The organism is Comamonas thiooxydans (assembly GCF_000964545.1).
Classification (GTDB): domain Bacteria; phylum Pseudomonadota; class Gammaproteobacteria; order Burkholderiales; family Burkholderiaceae_C; genus Comamonas; species Comamonas thiooxydans.
Genome location: NZ_BBVD01000005.1, coordinates 284,056 through 299,576, shown reverse-complemented (window position 1 = coordinate 299,576; position 15,521 = coordinate 284,056). Strand labels below are relative to the sequence as shown.

The window sequence follows — 15,521 nt, the reverse complement described above, 5'->3', positions numbered from 1 at the left end:
AGGTTCACCTTACAAGGACGGGTACCAAAGGGCCGTTTGTTCCGCCTGCCAGACCGGTGGTGGTGCAGGGACTGTCGAGATCGCTGGCGTTGCCTCGGAACTCGAGATAAATGTCCTCTTTGATCGGATTGGAAATTGGCTGAAGCATCAGCATGCAGGCGAAATTGACCACATTGCCTGAGGTATTCACGACAGGTGTCAGTACAAGGCGGCGGTCTGCGCCATAGCTTTGGAGTTGTGCGGAGCTAACAGCAGTTTCATTGCTCCCATTAATGGGGCAGCTGGGGCTGCAAGGAGTAAACGACTGGCGCTGCGTTATGAAGTTGGGGATGCCGCCTTGAGCTGGGCCGTTGTAGGCGTTGAACTTGCTGGGCCAGTTTGTGGCGGTGTAGATATAGCCCGTGTAATCAGGGCGACTTACGGTTGGGCCATTGGTCGCATTTAGAGCACCCTTGTAAATACCAAAGCGGTGATTCCAATATTCAAAAACAGAGGTTTTCACGCCGCTGGTGCCGATAGGAAGAGGAGGATACTCGGAGCTACAGTATTTCCCCTCCATTTCTGCCCATGTTTCGGTAGCGCTCGTCGATCCGTCCAGATTGGCCCAGCCGAAGTCGCTGCCACTGCTTCCTGACTTGCTGAGCGCGATGATCCAGTCGCCCTTGTTGAGGGTCGTAAATTTGGACTGCTTCAACTGCACCGGGATTGGGCAGGAACTTTGGGCAACACTTCGTGTGGCCACGGCCCTCGCACCTACGGTGCCTGTATTGGGCCAGGTGGCGCTATCGCCGGTAAAGGAACCCATGGCTTGCAGCAGCCAGAGCTTGATGCTGTTCATGGTGTATTTGCACTCGACATACCGTGCATCTTTGGCGAGGGTAGTCTGTGCATATGTCTTGTCGCGAAAGATCCCTATATCGCTGGCGGTGATCTTGCCAACGCCATTCCAGCTGGCGGATTGCAGGTTGGCGTTGTTGCTGTTTCCCGCCGCCATGCCTGCGCTCTGGGCACGTGTGATGGCGTCAGGCTGGCCGTTGAGCTCTCGTGCCGCTGCCAGCGCGCAGCTGTCCACGGCCGTCTGCAGTTCGGTCTTGACGATAAACAGCCGGCCAAAATCCAATGCAATGCCCATAAAGCCCAACAGGAACAGCATGAACAGGGCAAAGGTAATCAGAAAGGCACCATGCTGCCGCCGCTGTGCGGCAGAACCACGCATGGGCCGGGCTTTGGACCTGAGGTGTGGGTGGTTTCTCATGATGTGTTTTGAATGGAGTGGTTGGCTGAAGAGCCATGACGGACGAGACGACCGCCATGGCTTGTCTGTGGATAGAGTTAGGTGCAGCTAGCCGAGTTGGTCAGGCAAGCCTTGACTTTGGTGAGCCAATCATCGAAGAGGGTGCTGCCTAAGGAGGACTTCATCAGAACAATCAGTCCAATGGAAACTACGGCTACGACGAGCGCGTATTCGATGATCTGCGCGCCTTCTTCATCCTGGATAAAGGCTTGCAGGGAATGGCCAAATTGCTGAGCGATGCTGTTCATGGTGATACCTCAAAGTTGGGTCAACGGCTCCATGCTGGCGCTGTAGCGCGGCGCCAGAACCGCGCATGTGCCGGGTTGTGGTCCGGTAGTGCGGGCTGTTTTTCATGGTCCAATGCGCCTTGATCGGTTCCTTGCTAATGGCCATGACAGTTAGCGCGGCTCCGTCATGGCTTACCTCTCAATACAGTTAGGTGCAGCTAGCCGAGTTGGTCAGGCAAGCCTTGACTTTGGTGAGCCAATCAGTGAAGAGGGCGTTGCTGATTGAAGACTTCATTAGCAGGATCAAGCCAATGGAGACCACGGCCACAACGAGTGCGTATTCGATGATTTGCGCGCCTTCTTCATCCTGGATAAAGGCTTGCAGGGAATGGCCAAAATGCTGAGTGATGCTGTTCATGGTGATACCTCAAAGTTGGGTCAACGACTCCATGCTGGCGCTATAGCGCGGCGCCAGAACCACGCATGTGCCGGGTTGTGGTCCAGTAGTGCGGGCTGTTTTTCATGGTCCAATGCGCCTTGATCGGTTCTTTGCTAATGGCCATGACAGTGAGCGCGGCTCCGTCATGGCTTACCTCTCAATACAGTCAGGTGCAGCTAGCCGAGTTGGTCAGGCAAGCCTTGACTTTAGTGAGCCAATCAGTGAAGAGAGCGTTGCTGATTGAAGACTTCATCAGAAGAATCAGTCCGATGGACACTACGGCTACGACGAGCGCGTATTCGATGATCTGCGCACCTTCTTCATCCTGGACAAAGGATTGCAGGGAATGGCCAAATTGCTGAGCGATGCTGTTCATGGTGATACCTCTAAAGTGAGTAACGGATCGAAAACATCTACACGGGTTGGAGGCCGGTTTGCAGGGCCGGCGGCAAGTGGCGTGCAAGGCCGCGATGCGATCTGCTCTCCTTTCAAATTCAATGGTGTGGAACTGATGAACTGATGAACTGAGATCTGGAGATTCCAGGGACTAGGGCGTACCGCCGCTGCCTCCTCCTGCGCCGCCGCTTTGGTTGCCGGTCAGCGAGCCGCCAATATTGATGACATTGACTGCCTGCGGTGGCGTTTTGAAGCTGCGCTCGTAGCGCTCCATGGTGTGCGCTGCGGCTCGACCGTCCATGCCGGTGGCTCCATCAACACCGACGCCAGGAGTCTTGCCGGCTTCAGGGTTGAGGGTCATCTGCATGCGGGCGGTGCGCACAGCCTCGCCAAAACGAGCGTCGTAGTGAGGGGTTGTGCTGCCGCAGCCCGCCAGCAGGGCGGCGAGGGCCACGGGAAATAGGATGCTGCGTTCGATCATGGCTTGCCTCCGGTTCAGGTGGGCGGGTTCAGGGGGGCGGGACGGTCAACTGAGGGCTCGGCCGGTGCTTGCGGTTGCAGCTCCTGAGGTGCTGCTACCGGGGCAGGTGCCGGAGCTGGGGTTGCAGTGCCGGACGGCATGGCTGCGGCGGGCGCAGTCTTCGCGGCTGACGCGGGCTTGGAGCTCTCCAGCGCACCGTTGAGATAGACCTCGGCGCGTGAGGGCGGGACATGGTTGTCGGTGGGCACTCTGGGTGCTTCTGCGAGTGCCTGCACCAGGCGCGGAGTGATGATGAACATCAACTCGGTCTGATCGGTCTGGAACTCGGTGCTGCGAGCCAGTGCGCCGAGAACCGGTATTTCCCCCAGTCCCGGAAAGCGTTTGACGGCCTCGGTGATGTTGTTTTTGATGAGACCGGCAATGACCAGACTTTGCCCGTCATTGAGCTGCACCGTGGTGTCTGCGCGTCGCACCGAAAGCGAGGGAATGACGGAGGTGACGCCATTGATGGCGGTGAAGGGTGAGCCTGTCTGAGACAGGTCGGACACTTCTGAGACCAGCTTGAGATTGACGCGCGAGCCACCCAGCACGGTGGGTGTGAACTTGACGCCGATGCCGAACTCTTTTTCCTCCAGCGTCATCACTGGCACGCCAGTGGTATTGCTCTGTGCCACGGGAATAAAGATCTTGCCGCCCGAGAGAAAGCTGGCCTGCTGGCCGCTGATGGCCATGATGTTGGGCTCGGCCAGAATACGCACCAGGCCGTCGTCTTTTTGGCCGTCAATGCTGATCGAGCCTTTGCCTATGCGCATGGCGCTCAGCAGCCCGCCGCCGCCACTCAGGAAGTTGGAGGCGATGGAGAATGTATTCATGCCATTGCTGGTGATGCGCTGGCCCGCAAGACTGGCACCGAGCTTGTCGAGCAATGTCTTGCTGACCTCGGCAATCTTGACCTCCAGCATCACCTGGTGGGGCGAGGTGGTGCGCAGCAGGTTGACGATTTTCTTGCTGTCGCTGTAGGCGCCGGCGAGCGTCACCACATCGTCCAGGCGCAGCGGATTGCTGATCTCTCCGCTCAGGACCAGGGCATTGTCGGCGCCCTGGACGCGGATGCTGCGTTCCTCGGGCATGAGCTCGCTGAGCTTGGTTTGCAGCGGCCCCGGGTCCATGGTGACAATCACGTCCTTGATGAAGCAGGCACCCTGGGCGTTTTGCAGGATGACGTTCATGGAGCCCGACTTGCGGCCGCGAAAGAACAGGTCTCGCGGGCTGAGCAATTGGACCTCGATATCACCCATGCCGTTCTGCATTTGCGGCTGGGCATTAGCGGCCATGGGCGCTGCTGCCTGGCCCGCTCCGGGCGTCTGGCCGCTGACCAGGATGCGCGCCATGGGCGAGCTCAGCGGAATGACCACGGATTTTCCCAGAGTGACCGTGGTCGGATCCTCCGTGCGGATGGCCGTGCAATTCCTGGCGGGCAGGGTGGTGCGAGGAGCTGCGGGAGCCGCCGCAGCCACAGGGCCGGGCTGAGCAGGCGTGCCCGCAGATTGGGCCAGCACAGGCGCTGAGCTGGCGAGTAGCATGCTAGCTGCTATGTATAGGTGATGGTGTTGCACGGCCGACCTCTCTGAGTTGTTGCGAGTAGAAGATCAGAAGCAGTTGAGAGTTCGAGCGCCGCCCTGGATCACTTCGACACAGGTGGCTGTCGAAGCCTGGGGTGCGGGCCTGGCTCGCTGCATCACGGGTTTGGCAGGAGCTGCGACCTTGACCGGTGCAGGGGCTGCCTCTGGTGTTCCAAACAGCTGGTGCTTGGTGATGCCTGCAGTGCTGGTGGGATCTTTGTCAATCTGGTTGCGCAGCACCAGTGAAAGATTGCCCACGCTGCGTGCAAGATCGAGTTTCTCGGCATCTTCCGGGCTCAGCTCGAGGGTGACGGCGCTCACCACCTTGGGTTTGGTCTCGTCACGATCGGCTTCCTGGGCCACGGCCAGAACCAGCACGTTCTCCAACACGGTTTTGCTGATCTGGCGCGACTCTTCTGTCTTGCCGTTCTGCTCCTGCTGGGCATTGACCACCACATCCACGTAGTTGCCGGGCAGGGCGAAGCCCGCAACACCGACCACATCGTTGACGCGTACCGTCATGGCCCGCTTGCCCGGAGCGATGACGGCAGCCAGTCCGCCTTTGGTGCCTACGGGGGCCAGCTTGCCTTCGAGCACGGCTTCGCCGCGCAGCACGCCGACCTTGACGACGCGATCCTGCAGCTGTTGCATGTCATGGAATGCGCCATCGGGTATGGAGCCCCGCGGCCAGTCCACCGTGTTCAGCATGTTCGGCAAAATCTTGCCGCCCAGTGGAATGTCGGTGGCAGCGACAACCACCTTGTCGGCGTCCAGGCTGCCGCGTTGGGCCACCCAGTTGGCGGCGTAGACAGCCGCTGCCAGACTGGCCAGCGCTGCGAGGATAAACAGACCCAAAGCTTTGAGGTTTTTCATGGGAGGCTCCCGCTATGCCGTGATGTAAGTGACTAGACCCAGGTGAACTGCCGAGCGACCAGGAACGCCAGGGTTCCCAGGGCGATGCTGACGCCGTAAGGCAAGGTGCCTACCGAATGCGCCGAGTTGGAGCGGGCATCGGGACGGATCCCCGCAGCGACATTGACGTAGAGCAACTGCACTGCCTCGGCCGAGTTGCGCAGCAGCTTGCCGGCCATGCGATGCCAGAGTGCGTAGCTGATGGCTGCCAAGCCGCCGGTGATAAAGACAAAGATCACAACCTGGCAGGTGGCGGCGGGGCCTAGAAAGCTGCCGACCATGGCCATCAGCTTCACGTCGCCGGCTCCCATGGCATGCAGCAGATAGAGAGGCAGCATCAATGCCAGGCCTACTGCCATGCCGCCCAGCGCCGAGAAAAAGCCGCCGCCATGGGGGTGGTGGGCCAGCAGACCATAGAGCAGGGCCAGGGTGATGCCACCGAAGGTCAGGCGATTGGGGATGCGCCGTGTGCGCAGGTCACTGATGCTGGCTGCCAGCAAAAGCAGCAACAGGATCAGCGAACGCGGCTCGGTGAAAACGGCGGCCACGAGTTCGGATGCTGCGCTGAGTTCGGAAGATGTCATGGTCAACCTCCAGTCCTGTGTTCAGCGAATCCTGTTCGGGCCTCAGAGTTGACGCTGGCTGTCTGCTGCGTTCAGCTCATCTGACTGGTGTTCACAGGATTCGGGCTATACGTGACTAAATACAATTTTTCTATCAACTTCATTCTTTTGTTTAATTTTGTGGAAATACTATTCCTATAGAAATCGCTTATCAATATGAGAGTTCGTAAGGATTTTTCTAATCCGCATGAGATGCAAATGTGACGCCGTTGTAGGTTGCGTAAGCATTGGTCTCATGCGCTGGCTGACGCAGATCGGTTCACGCCGCATGGTGGGTCTTGGGTTGTGAGCGAGAGACCTGTAAGGCGTGGGCTTGGGGCTCGGAGCCTGAGTGTCTGGGCTCTTTGATAGCTTCTGAGCAAGTCGCGCAGGCCTGCGAAGGCCTGCTTCCTGCCTGGCCGCTGCTCTCGGCGCAGGCTTGGGGGCGCGCTGAACTGTGCCCCGAGCGTTACCCATTTTTAGAAGCTTGCAGTGCCTATCGGTGTCTGGCCTGGCTGCTTCGGTATGTTGGGTCCGTGACTTTGGACAGGGTCGGAGCCAGGGTTGAGTAGCCGCTTTGAGGGATGGGGCTGAGGTAATCCTCGACAGCCCGCAGTCATGTGCCGAGGCAGTTTGTTCGCCAGGCGCCAAGGCGGCAGTCTGGCTGCCTGTCTGCTGTGGGGGCAGGCTCAATCCATCCGATGCAGGATGAGCGCATTCGCATCGGATACGGGTTTATCAAAAAAATAGCTCCTTGCGACTGATATGCAATGACTTCGATGCGGAAAGACCCGGATGCGCTTATCCAGCAATCGCCAGTAGCTCTGATGTTGATAGCAATCGTCTTGCCGGCTTCAGACGTTTGCCCTGCGCTGGCTGTGCAGGCCCAGCAGCACCAGCACGACGGCTACCAGGGGCAGCATGCCGATATTGATGCCGTTCCAGCCAGCGCTGTGCAGCAACTGCCCTGATCCGAACGAGGCCACGGCCACCGTGCCGAAGACCAGGAAATCGTTGAGTGCCTGCACCTTGGCGCGTTCCGAGGGGCGGTAGCACTCGGTCAGCAGCGCCGTGGCGCCGATGAAGCCGAAGTTCCAGCCAACGCCCAGCAAAATCAGCGAGCCCCAGAAGTGGAAGATATCCAGCCCCATCAAGGCCAGCACGCCGGCCGCGCCTATCATCAGCAGGCCCAGAGCGGTCACGGGCCGCTTGCCATAACGTGCAATCAGCTTGCCGGTAAAGAAGCTGGGCACGAACATGGCCAGCACATGCCATTGAATGCCCATGGCGGCTTCGCCCACGCTATGGCCACAGCCCACCATGGCCATGGGGGCGGCGGTCATCAGGAACGCCATCAGTCCATAGCTGACCACACCGGCAGCGCAGGCCACGACGAATTGGGGGGTGCGGGCAATTTCTCCCAGAGGCCTGGCGTCGCCAGCCACGGCGGTTTTGGTCTGAGGCGGCTGTAGGCGCAGGCCCATGAGCAAGGGCAGGGCCAGCAGGGCCAGCACCGCCTGGCTGTAGAAGCTGCCGGCAAACGGTGTGGCGGGCAGGGCGTCGCGCGTCCAGATCACCACCTGCGGCCCGATGATGGCGGCAATCAGCCCCCCGATCATCACGCGCGAAATGGCCTTGGCCTGTTGCGCTGGCTCGCTCACCATATCGGTGGCGGCGAAGCGGTAGCTCTGCACGCAGGCCGCATAAAAGCCGGCCAGCGCCGTGCCGATGCAGAAGGTGACGAAGTCGCTGTGGGCAATGCCTTGCGCGGCGACCACGCCGGAGATCACGCCCAGAACGGCGCCCAGCACATAGGCCGCGCGGCGGCCCATGCGGTTCATGATCCAGGCGGCCGGCAGTGTGGATAGCGCCAGCCCGAGCTGGTAGATGCTGACCGGCAAGGTGGACGCAGCGGGGTTGGACGACAGTTGCTGCCCGACCAGACCGCCCAGTGAGATGATGATAGGCGGAGAGGCACCTCCCAGGGACTGGGCTGCGACCAGCAGGCCCATATTGCGGCTTTGTTGTGTGTTGTTGTCTGATTGCATAAATCGCTTCGGCTGTCCATGCTTGTACGCAGATTTGTCACATCTTGCAGCATTCATATTGGCCGCACATTAAAAGGTTTGCTGTGGGCATGGTGCAGTCGCGAGCCTGGAGATCGAAGTGAATAGGAGTGATATGACGCTGAAATGCCTTATTGGCCGGGCTGCAGGCCTGAGCATTGCTTTGGCGCTCATGAGCTGGGCGCCGATGGCGCATGCCGAGACGGCAGACGCCCCGCATGAAGCGGTGGTCTGGTCGGCGAGCTATCGCGGTGAGATCGCCGGCAAGGCGGTCAAGCTGGAGCTGTGGCGGCTCGACGGCGCTGTCGGAGGCAGCTATTGCTACGAGCCCTGCAATCGGCCCGGCGCAACACTTGATCTGAAAGGCTCGGCAAGCGGACAGCTGACGGAGACACCGATGGCGGGTGCAAGCGATCCCAAGCCTTCGGGCCGCTGGTCGCTAGCGGCCTTGCCGGGCATGGCGCCACCGCGTCTGCAGGGCCAGTGGCAGTCCGCGGACGGCAAAAAGCGCTGGCCGGTCAATCTGCTGCGCCAGTCCCCGGATTTCTCCCATGCAGTGCGTTACGAGTTGCGTCTGCTGATGGATCAGAAGCTGCGCTCTCTGGCTGACTGCGGCGAACATACGGATCTCCTGGTTTCCGCCATTCAGGTCTATGAGCAGGGGCGTCTTAAGCAAAGCCTGCCAACCGCTGCCGTGGGCAGTTGCTGGCTGGTGCAGCCGCGCTGGGTGGATGCGAATTTTGATGGCTGGCCTGACCTGACCCAGCCGCTGGATCTACCTGCGGGGCCGAATATTCAGCACCGCACCTGGCTTTACGACCCGGGCACGCAGAAGCTGGTGCTGGGGCCGCAGTCCCTGCAGGACATCAGCTCGCCCGCCTTCGATGGCAAGGCCAGGCGCATCTACAGCGAATGGCGTGCCAGCTGTTGCAGCCATGGTGTAAACATCTATGCCTGGAAGCCCGCAGGGCTGGAACTGGTCGAGCAGGCTGAAAGCTATATGCTGCCAGTGCGCAAGGGCGGCAAGCTCATGGCCTGCTATCAGGTGCCGGACTATGCGCAAGGCCATGTGCGCTGGCCTGCCGGCCTCTACCAGCGGGGCGGCGAGCTGAGTCTGGGACAGGAGCCAGCTGCCGACTGGTGCGATGCCGATCCTGCTGCGAGCATGGGCCAGAACCAGGTGCAGGTGCTGGCCGAGCCCAGACCCGGACAGCCACCCCAGATCCTCAAGGCCTATGGCGCAAGCTACCGCAAGGTCGATACGCCCAAAGGTGCCCGTTACTGCCCCGATATCGCAGTCTTCGATGCCGATGCCCACAAGGTGGTGCGTGTGCTGATGAGTGAGAACGCCGAGCAGAACTGCGAAACGGAAAATCCCGCAGGGGGGCAGCCCTGAAAGCGGTTTATCGCTATGCATGGAAATCGCTTGCTGCTATCGTTTTGAGAAGGTTTGCTTGTTATACAATTTAAATAATTGATATTCATTCTCAACAAGCCTTAGCCACGCACTTCGTTTTAGCCATAGGAGATCGATCAAAAACGAGGTCTACATGGCAACCCCAGTTCGTGGCGGCGCAGGCAAGGCGCCGTCGGCTTCAGCGCTCGCATCCACGCAGTTCGCTCCATTCGCGCATTGGCTGTCTTCTGCTGTGTGCTGCAGCCCCCGCTCAGCCGTAGGGCTGGCTGTGTTGGTGGTTTTGAGTGCCGGCGCCCAGGCACAGACCCAGATACCGGACCAGCAGGAAAAACGCCTGAGCGAAGTCACGGTTTCCGGCAAGCAGGACGGCAACGCTCTGCCTGCGCTGGCCTCTGGTGCTCAGGTCGCCAAGGGCGCAGGCCTGGGGCTGCTGGGCAATGTGGATGTGATGGATGCCGCCTTCAACATCACGGCCTATTCCGAAGAACTGATCCGCGACCAGAATGCGGCCACGGTGGCTGCCGTGCTGGAAAACGACTCTTCGGTGCGCTTCACCACCAATACCGGCCATGTCAACGAGAACTATGTGATTCGGGGCTTCGACGTCAACGCCAGCGAAGTGGCGTTCAATGGCTTGTATGGCCTGGCGCCCGACAGCCATGTGCCGACCGAGATGATAGAGCGCGTGGAACTGCTCAAGGGCCCGGGTGCGCTGCTCGGCGGCATGGCTCCCAGTGGGGCGGTGGGCGGGGTGGTGAATGTGGTCAGCAAGAAGCCGCTGGCCGATGATCTGACGCGGCTGACCACCACCTTCACCTCGGGTTCGCAGCTGCAGGAGCATGTGGATGTATCGCGGCGCTTCGGCCCCGAGCGCCGTCTGGGCATACGCTTTAACGGCGCGCTGTCCAGCGGGGAAACCGAGGTCGACGACCAGAAGCGCCGCCGCCGCCTGGGCGCCGTGGCGCTCGACTATCAGGGCGATCGCTTCACGCTGGGGCTGGATGCCTATCACTACAAGGTGAACCTGGACAACGGCAGCCCGGTGATGGTGAGCTTTGGCAAGATGAAGAATCTGATTGCGGCGCCGGATGCTAGCAACAATCTGTTCCGCGGCGTCAACACCGAAGTGGAGAACAAATCGGTGGCGCTGCGCGGCAGCTTCGAGCTCAGCGACAACTGGCAGCTCTACGGCAGCCTGGGCAAGGCCTGGCATGACTATGCTGGCCAGCCCACGGGCACACGCGTGGTGCTCAATGCCGTGGGCGACGGCTCTGCCGTGGGTCAGACCTATAACCTGCAGGGCTATACCAACAGCACGGCGCTGGATGCGGGTTTGCGAGGCCGCTTCAGAACCGGCGATGTGGGCCATCAGCTGGTGTTCTCGTTCAACGAGCTGCAGCAGCAAAGCGGACGCGCGCTGCCCATCGTGGTCAGCAGCAGCTACACCACCAATATCTACGACCCGGTGCTGCCGGTTCTGGCAGGCCCGCGCAATGCCGTGCGCCAGGAAAACGACAATGTGATTCGCAGTTTCGCCGTGGCCGATACCCTGAGCCTGCTGCAGGACAGGCTGCAGCTGACGCTGGGCGCACGCCACCAGCGCGTGAATCAGAAGATGAAGGGCTATGACGAGAGCGCCGTCACTCCCATGCTGGGGCTGGTGGCCAAGCCCTGGGGCGAGGATCTGTCCTTCTACGCCAACTACATCGAGGGGCTGAGCCCCGGTCTCGAGGTGGGCTCCACCTATGCCAATGCAGGCGAGACATTCGCTCCCTACAAATCCAAGCAGATGGAGGCGGGCGTGAAGTGGCGCCGCGCAGGCTGGACGAATACGCTGTCGCTGTTTCAGATCGAGAAGCCTTCGACCACCATCGATACGGCGGCCAATACCCTCAAGCTCAATGGAGAGCAGCGCAATCGCGGCGTGGAGTGGAATACCTTTGGTGCGCTGAGCCCCCGCTTGCGCGTGCTGGGCGGCATCACCTATCTGCAGCCCAAGCTGACCAGCACCCAGGGCGGCAACAACGACGGCCATGATGCTTTCGGCGCGGCGCGCTGGGCGGCCAATCTGGCGGCAGACTGGGATGTGCCGGGCGTGGCCGGTCTGGCGCTGAACGCACGCCTGGTGCATACGGGCAAGCAGTGGGTCAACTCGGCCAACACCTTGCGTGCACCGAGCTGGACGCGCTTTGATGTCGGCGCCCGCTACACCACGCGCATTGCCGACAAGAAGGTGGTGTTGCGCGGTACGGTGGACAACGTCTTTGCTCGTACTTACTGGGCTGGAGCCTTTGCCGACAACTTCCTGACCGTGGGTGCACCGCGCACCGTGCGCATCAGCGCCGCCGTGGACTTCTGAGGCGAGGGACGCATCAATGCATGAAGATCTTCAAGGTTTGTGCTTGCCGGTGACGGGCCACAGGCCATCCGGAAAAGGGCTGAGCTTCTTGCTTGTTCCTGGTCTGCTTGTGGCCAGCGTCGGCATCGGCGGCCAGGCCGATGCGTCCCGGCCCTTGCCTGCCGACACCGCTCAGAGCGCGGCCAAGGCAGCCTCGTTGCTTTCGGTGCGGGAGCCGCTCTCCGGCAGGCTGGCGCCGGGACAGAAGCTGAGCCTGCAGCTGGAGGCACCGGCAGGTGCCGTGGTGCGAGGCAATCTGCAGGCGCTGGGCGTTGTGCTGGATGTGGAAACGCCTGACGGGCGCCATCTGCGTCGGCTGAGCCAGGGCGCAGGCGTCGATCACGCATTCACCTGGCAAAGCCGCGGCATGGCAAAGGAGCGTCTGGTGCTGCGCGCCGAGAAGGTCCAGTCCTATGCGTCGGTCGCAAACGGCGTGTCGGCGGCGCAGGACGGGCACAGCGACGCTTCGACCTATGCTGCGCCCATTCCTGGTGCCTACGAGCTGACGATCACTCAGGTGCTGGCGCCGTTGGCGACCGGCCATGCGCCTGCGGCAGAGATCGAACCAGAGCCGCTGCGCAGCCCCAGGCTCAAGGCCTTGCAGGCGCGGCTGGCGCAGGGCGGCGACAGCCGCAGCTTCTGGCAGGAAATGGAACGTCAGGGCACGCCGCTGATCGAGCCCTGGGATGCCGAGCACCAGCTGGTGAGCTTTGTCTGGCGCGGTGCCGGGCAGTCCGTGCGGCTGTTCGGAAGTCCATCGGGCAACCATGAGCCTTTGCAGCGCCTCGGAAGCAGCGATGTCTGGTGGGCCAGTTTCGTCATGCCCAGGGATGCGCGGCTCAGCTATGGCTTTGCGCCCGATGTGCCTCAGGTTTCGGCCGACGCCATGATTCAGCGTCGAGCCATTCTGTCCACTTTGCAGCGCGACCCTCTCAATCGCCAGAGCTGGGGGCGGTCTGCGGATTTGCAGGCAGCGCAGGATCGCTACGACGGACGCTCCGTGTTGACGCTGGCCAAGGCGCCGCCCCAGCCCTGGAGCCAGCCCCGTGCCGGCGTGGCTGCCGGCCAGTTGCAGCGTCACTGGCTGGACAGCCAGGCGCTGGGCAACGGGCGCGACATCTGGATCTACAAGCCGCAGGGCTGGCAGCAGTCCGATGCGGTTCAGCGTTTCCTGTTGGTGCTGTTCGACGCCCAGGCCTATCTGCGCCAGGTTCCCACGCCCGCCATCATCGACAACCTCATGGCCGACGGCCTGCTGCCTGCAACAGCCGTCGTGCTGGTGGCCAATGGCGCAGGCGACGCGCGCAGCCGCGAGCTGCCGCCCAACCCGGTGTTTGCCGACTTCATGGGCCAGCAGCTCATGCCCTGGCTCAAGGCTCAGGGCATAGCGGCCGAACCTGAGCGCACGGTGATCGCAGGATCGAGCTATGGCGGCCTGGCCTCAAGCTATGTGGCGCTGCGCTATCCGCAGTGGTTTGGCAATGTGCTCAGTCTTTCGGGCTCCTACTGGTGGGCCCCCAAGGGCGAGTCGCCCAATTGGCTGGCTCGCCAGTATGAGCAAGCACCGCAACTGCCCATTCGCTTTTACTTTGATGCCGGCCTATACGAAGGGGCTCGCGGTGGTCAGGCAGGCATACGCGAAACCAGCCAGGAGCTGGGTGATGTGCTGCGTGCCAAGGGCAACAAGGTCGTACAACGTGTACACAGCACCGGCCATGACTATGTGCACTGGCAGGGTTCGCTGGCCTGCGGGCTGCTGGCGCTGACGGGTCGCGAACCATCGACCGAGAGGCTCAAGGAGCAGGTCGCACAGGCTTGCGGGTTCTGAGTCCGGGGAGCACAAAAAAAAGGGGCTGAAAGCCCCTTTTTTGCTTTTGGCCTGCAGCGCTCGTTCGCAAGCACTGCAGGCTTTTTTATGCAAGCTTCTACTTGAGCTTGTTGCCGCATTCGCCGCAGAACAGGTCATTGGCGGCTACCGGGGCGCTGCAGGCGGGGCAGCTCGGCGCAGCCTGAGCCTGGCGGGCTTTCTCGGCGGCCTCTGCTTCGGCGCGGGCGCGGGCTGCTTCACGCTCGGCAGCCTGCTGCCTGGCCAGTTGCTCGGCCTGGGCTTTCAAGCGCTCTGCTTCTGCTTGCTGACGTGCTTCTTCGGCAGCCTGGGCTGCGGCGCGCTCCTCAGCGGCCTTTTGTTGTGCTGCGCGCTCTGCGGCCTGGGCTTCGGCCCGCTGGCGTGCAGCCAGTTCCTGAGCTTCGGCAGCCGCACGTTCGCGTGTCGCACGTTCTCGTGCAGCTTGCTCGGCGGCCTCGGCTTCAGCCTTCAGGCGGGCTGCTTCGGCCTCGGCGCGCAGGCGTGCCGCCTCGGCTTCGCTACGCTGGCGGGCGGTTGCCTCTTCAGCGCTTTGACGTGCTTTTTCCGCCGCATCGGCGGCAGCACGCTCGCGCGCCTGCTGCTCGGCAAACGCCTGCTCGGTGGATGCTGCTGTGGCTGCAGTCAGGCCTGCGGCAGCCGCTGCTGCGCCAGCCGTTGCTGCGGCAGCCGTTGCTGTGCCAGCGCTGGCATTGCTGTCGGTGCCGGGCGGGGTGTCGGTGGCGGAGGGCTTGGCTGTGGCTTCCTGCAGGCGCTCGCTGGCAGCCTGCTTGGCGCGCTCGGCCGCGGCCATGGTGCGTTCTGCGGCAGCCATGGTCTGGGCCTTGGCTTCCTCGGCTTTTTTGCGCACATCGCCAATCAGGCTGTCCAGCGCACCCTCGGCCTCGGCAGGGTCCACGCTTTCACGGGCCTGCAGATAGATCAGATTCATGCCCATGATGGCAACCTGGGCCAGCAGTGCGCCCACCACGCAATAGAGAACGCCCAGGCCGGCGATGAGGCCGGTGCTGCCGCCACCCATCATGCCCATGGGGTTGAAGCCGCCACCGTAGCCACGGCCGTAGCCGCCGCCCATGAACATGCCGGCCATGGAGCCATCTCCGGTAATGCTCATGGCCATCCCGGTCAGGGAGACGGTTGCAGGCACCAGTCCGGCAAACAGCATGACGCAGACCAGGCCCAAAATGACATAGAGCACGACTTCCATCAGCACCACTTCGACCAGGCGCTTGCGCGCGATGCTCAGCACATTGGCCAGCGCAGCCTTGACCGACAGGCCGCTCCACAGCGCAGGGCCCATCAGCGGGCCGACGACCCAGATCATGGCGATCAGCAAGGCTGCGGCGACCAGCACCAGAATCGGGTGGGCCACAAAGGCCAGAATACCGCCGAGCACGGGAATCTTGCAGATGAAATAAATGACGGCAGCCAGCAGGTAGTAGGCCAGCGTGGCAACAAATATCGCGAGTCCGACCAGCAGGAATTTGGGCAGGCACAGCAGACCGGCCGATGCCGCAGCCGAGAAGGAGCGTACGGGCTCGTTCCTGGCCTTGTCCATGAGCATGATGCCGACGCCCGAAGAGCCAGCCAGCAGCGCGACCACGGCCGCAAGCATGAAGATCAGGTACATGAAGAAGCCGGCCTTGACCAGCATCCAGGCCGCGCCTGCTATCAGTGCACCGGTCAGCAGCAGTGTCAGAAAGCACAGCAGCAGCGGTCGCCACTGAGTCAGTCCTTCGGCGGCTCTGGCGAGGGTGGCAAAACGTATTTCTCCCAGGGGTTGCTCTCTCATTTTTCGTCCTG

13 protein-coding genes are annotated in these 15,521 nt (G+C 61.8%); 3 read left to right on the top strand and 10 right to left on the bottom strand.

Annotation, left to right across the window (positions count from 1 at the left end):
* Nucleotides 1-4 precede the first annotated feature (4 nt).
* The 9 genes from Cth01_RS08850 to Cth01_RS08810 form a co-directional block, all read right to left on the bottom strand.
* Nucleotides 5-1,216, bottom strand: a complete 1,212-nt coding sequence (locus Cth01_RS08850; protein WP_034408041.1) for a pilus assembly protein TadG-related protein — start codon at nucleotides 1,214-1,216, stop codon at nucleotides 5-7.
* Nucleotides 1,217-1,332: 116 nt separating this feature from the next.
* Nucleotides 1,333-1,542 carry a Flp family type IVb pilin gene (locus tag Cth01_RS08845; RefSeq protein ID WP_034408044.1) on the bottom strand — a complete coding sequence of 70 codons (210 nt, stop codon included), beginning with the start codon at nucleotides 1,540-1,542 and terminating at the stop codon, nucleotides 1,333-1,335.
* 187 nt (nucleotides 1,543-1,729) lie between these two features.
* Nucleotides 1,730-1,939 (bottom strand): Flp family type IVb pilin, encoded by a 210-nt coding sequence (locus Cth01_RS08840; RefSeq protein ID WP_034408047.1) that lies wholly within the window; start codon nucleotides 1,937-1,939, stop codon nucleotides 1,730-1,732.
* A gap of 187 nt (nucleotides 1,940-2,126) precedes the next feature.
* On the bottom strand, nucleotides 2,127-2,336 hold the full coding sequence (locus Cth01_RS08835; RefSeq protein WP_034408050.1) for a Flp family type IVb pilin: 210 nt from the start codon (nucleotides 2,334-2,336) through the stop codon (nucleotides 2,127-2,129).
* A gap of 171 nt (nucleotides 2,337-2,507) precedes the next feature.
* Nucleotides 2,508-2,837, bottom strand: a complete 330-nt coding sequence (locus Cth01_RS08830; RefSeq protein WP_034408052.1) for a hypothetical protein — start codon at nucleotides 2,835-2,837, stop codon at nucleotides 2,508-2,510.
* Nucleotides 2,838-2,851: 14 nt separating this feature from the next.
* Nucleotides 2,852-4,420: a type II and III secretion system protein family protein gene (locus Cth01_RS08825; protein WP_045838972.1), complete on the bottom strand. Its 1,569-nt coding sequence runs from the start codon at nucleotides 4,418-4,420 to the stop codon at nucleotides 2,852-2,854.
* Nucleotides 4,421-4,486: 66 nt separating this feature from the next.
* Complete coding sequence (gene cpaB / locus Cth01_RS08820; protein WP_003079614.1) at nucleotides 4,487-5,332, bottom strand: Flp pilus assembly protein CpaB; 846 nt, start codon at nucleotides 5,330-5,332, stop codon at nucleotides 4,487-4,489.
* Nucleotides 5,333-5,364: 32 nt separating this feature from the next.
* On the bottom strand, nucleotides 5,365-5,955 hold the full coding sequence (locus Cth01_RS08815) for an A24 family peptidase (RefSeq protein ID WP_045838971.1): 591 nt from the start codon (nucleotides 5,953-5,955) through the stop codon (nucleotides 5,365-5,367).
* A gap of 872 nt (nucleotides 5,956-6,827) precedes the next feature.
* A complete protein-coding gene (locus Cth01_RS08810) occupies nucleotides 6,828-8,021 on the bottom strand; it encodes an MFS transporter (RefSeq protein ID WP_034408061.1) in 1,194 nt (397 codons plus the stop codon).
* A 133-nt stretch (nucleotides 8,022-8,154) separates the two neighbouring features.
* Between Cth01_RS08810 and Cth01_RS08805 the strand changes: the two genes are divergently transcribed.
* The 3 genes from Cth01_RS08805 (at nucleotide 8,155) to Cth01_RS08795 (ending at nucleotide 13,682) form a co-directional block, all read left to right on the top strand.
* Nucleotides 8,155-9,435, top strand: a complete 1,281-nt coding sequence (locus Cth01_RS08805) for an XAC2610-related protein (protein WP_045838970.1) — start codon at nucleotides 8,155-8,157, stop codon at nucleotides 9,433-9,435.
* Between the two features lie 154 nt (nucleotides 9,436-9,589).
* Nucleotides 9,590-11,815, top strand: a complete 2,226-nt coding sequence (locus Cth01_RS08800) for a TonB-dependent receptor (protein ID WP_045838969.1) — start codon at nucleotides 9,590-9,592, stop codon at nucleotides 11,813-11,815.
* Nucleotides 11,816-11,831: 16 nt separating this feature from the next.
* Complete coding sequence (locus tag Cth01_RS08795; protein ID WP_045838968.1) at nucleotides 11,832-13,682, top strand: enterochelin esterase domain-containing protein; 1,851 nt, start codon at nucleotides 11,832-11,834, stop codon at nucleotides 13,680-13,682.
* A 97-nt stretch (nucleotides 13,683-13,779) separates the two neighbouring features.
* Here Cth01_RS08795 and Cth01_RS08790 read toward each other — a convergent pair whose 3' ends face one another.
* Nucleotides 13,780-15,510 (bottom strand): zinc ribbon domain-containing protein, encoded by a 1,731-nt coding sequence (locus tag Cth01_RS08790; RefSeq protein WP_045838967.1) that lies wholly within the window; start codon nucleotides 15,508-15,510, stop codon nucleotides 13,780-13,782.
* Nucleotides 15,511-15,521: the final 11 nt, after the last annotated feature.

Coding starts and splice junctions, on each gene's coding strand:
- Cth01_RS08830 (WP_034408052.1), bottom strand. CDS start 2,837: ATGATCGAACGCAGCATCCTATTTCCCGTGGCCCTCGCCGCCCTGCTG.
- Cth01_RS08815 (WP_045838971.1), bottom strand. CDS start 5,955: ATGACATCTTCCGAACTCAGCGCAGCATCCGAACTCGTGGCCGCCGTT.
- Cth01_RS08800 (WP_045838969.1), top strand. CDS start 9,590: ATGGCAACCCCAGTTCGTGGCGGCGCAGGCAAGGCGCCGTCGGCTTCA.
- Cth01_RS08845 (WP_034408044.1), bottom strand. CDS start 1,542: ATGAACAGCATCGCTCAGCAATTTGGCCATTCCCTGCAAGCCTTTATC.
- Cth01_RS08810 (WP_034408061.1), bottom strand. CDS start 8,021: ATGCAATCAGACAACAACACACAACAAAGCCGCAATATGGGCCTGCTG.
- Cth01_RS08805 (WP_045838970.1), top strand. CDS start 8,155: ATGACGCTGAAATGCCTTATTGGCCGGGCTGCAGGCCTGAGCATTGCT.
- Cth01_RS08840 (WP_034408047.1), bottom strand. CDS start 1,939: ATGAACAGCATCACTCAGCATTTTGGCCATTCCCTGCAAGCCTTTATC.
- Cth01_RS08795 (WP_045838968.1), top strand. CDS start 11,832: ATGCATGAAGATCTTCAAGGTTTGTGCTTGCCGGTGACGGGCCACAGG.
- Cth01_RS08850 (WP_034408041.1), bottom strand. CDS start 1,216: ATGCGTGGTTCTGCCGCACAGCGGCGGCAGCATGGTGCCTTTCTGATT.
- Cth01_RS08790 (WP_045838967.1), bottom strand. CDS start 15,510: ATGAGAGAGCAACCCCTGGGAGAAATACGTTTTGCCACCCTCGCCAGA.
- cpaB (WP_003079614.1), bottom strand. CDS start 5,332: ATGAAAAACCTCAAAGCTTTGGGTCTGTTTATCCTCGCAGCGCTGGCC.
- Cth01_RS08835 (WP_034408050.1), bottom strand. CDS start 2,336: ATGAACAGCATCGCTCAGCAATTTGGCCATTCCCTGCAATCCTTTGTC.
- Cth01_RS08825 (WP_045838972.1), bottom strand. CDS start 4,420: ATGCTACTCGCCAGCTCAGCGCCTGTGCTGGCCCAATCTGCGGGCACG.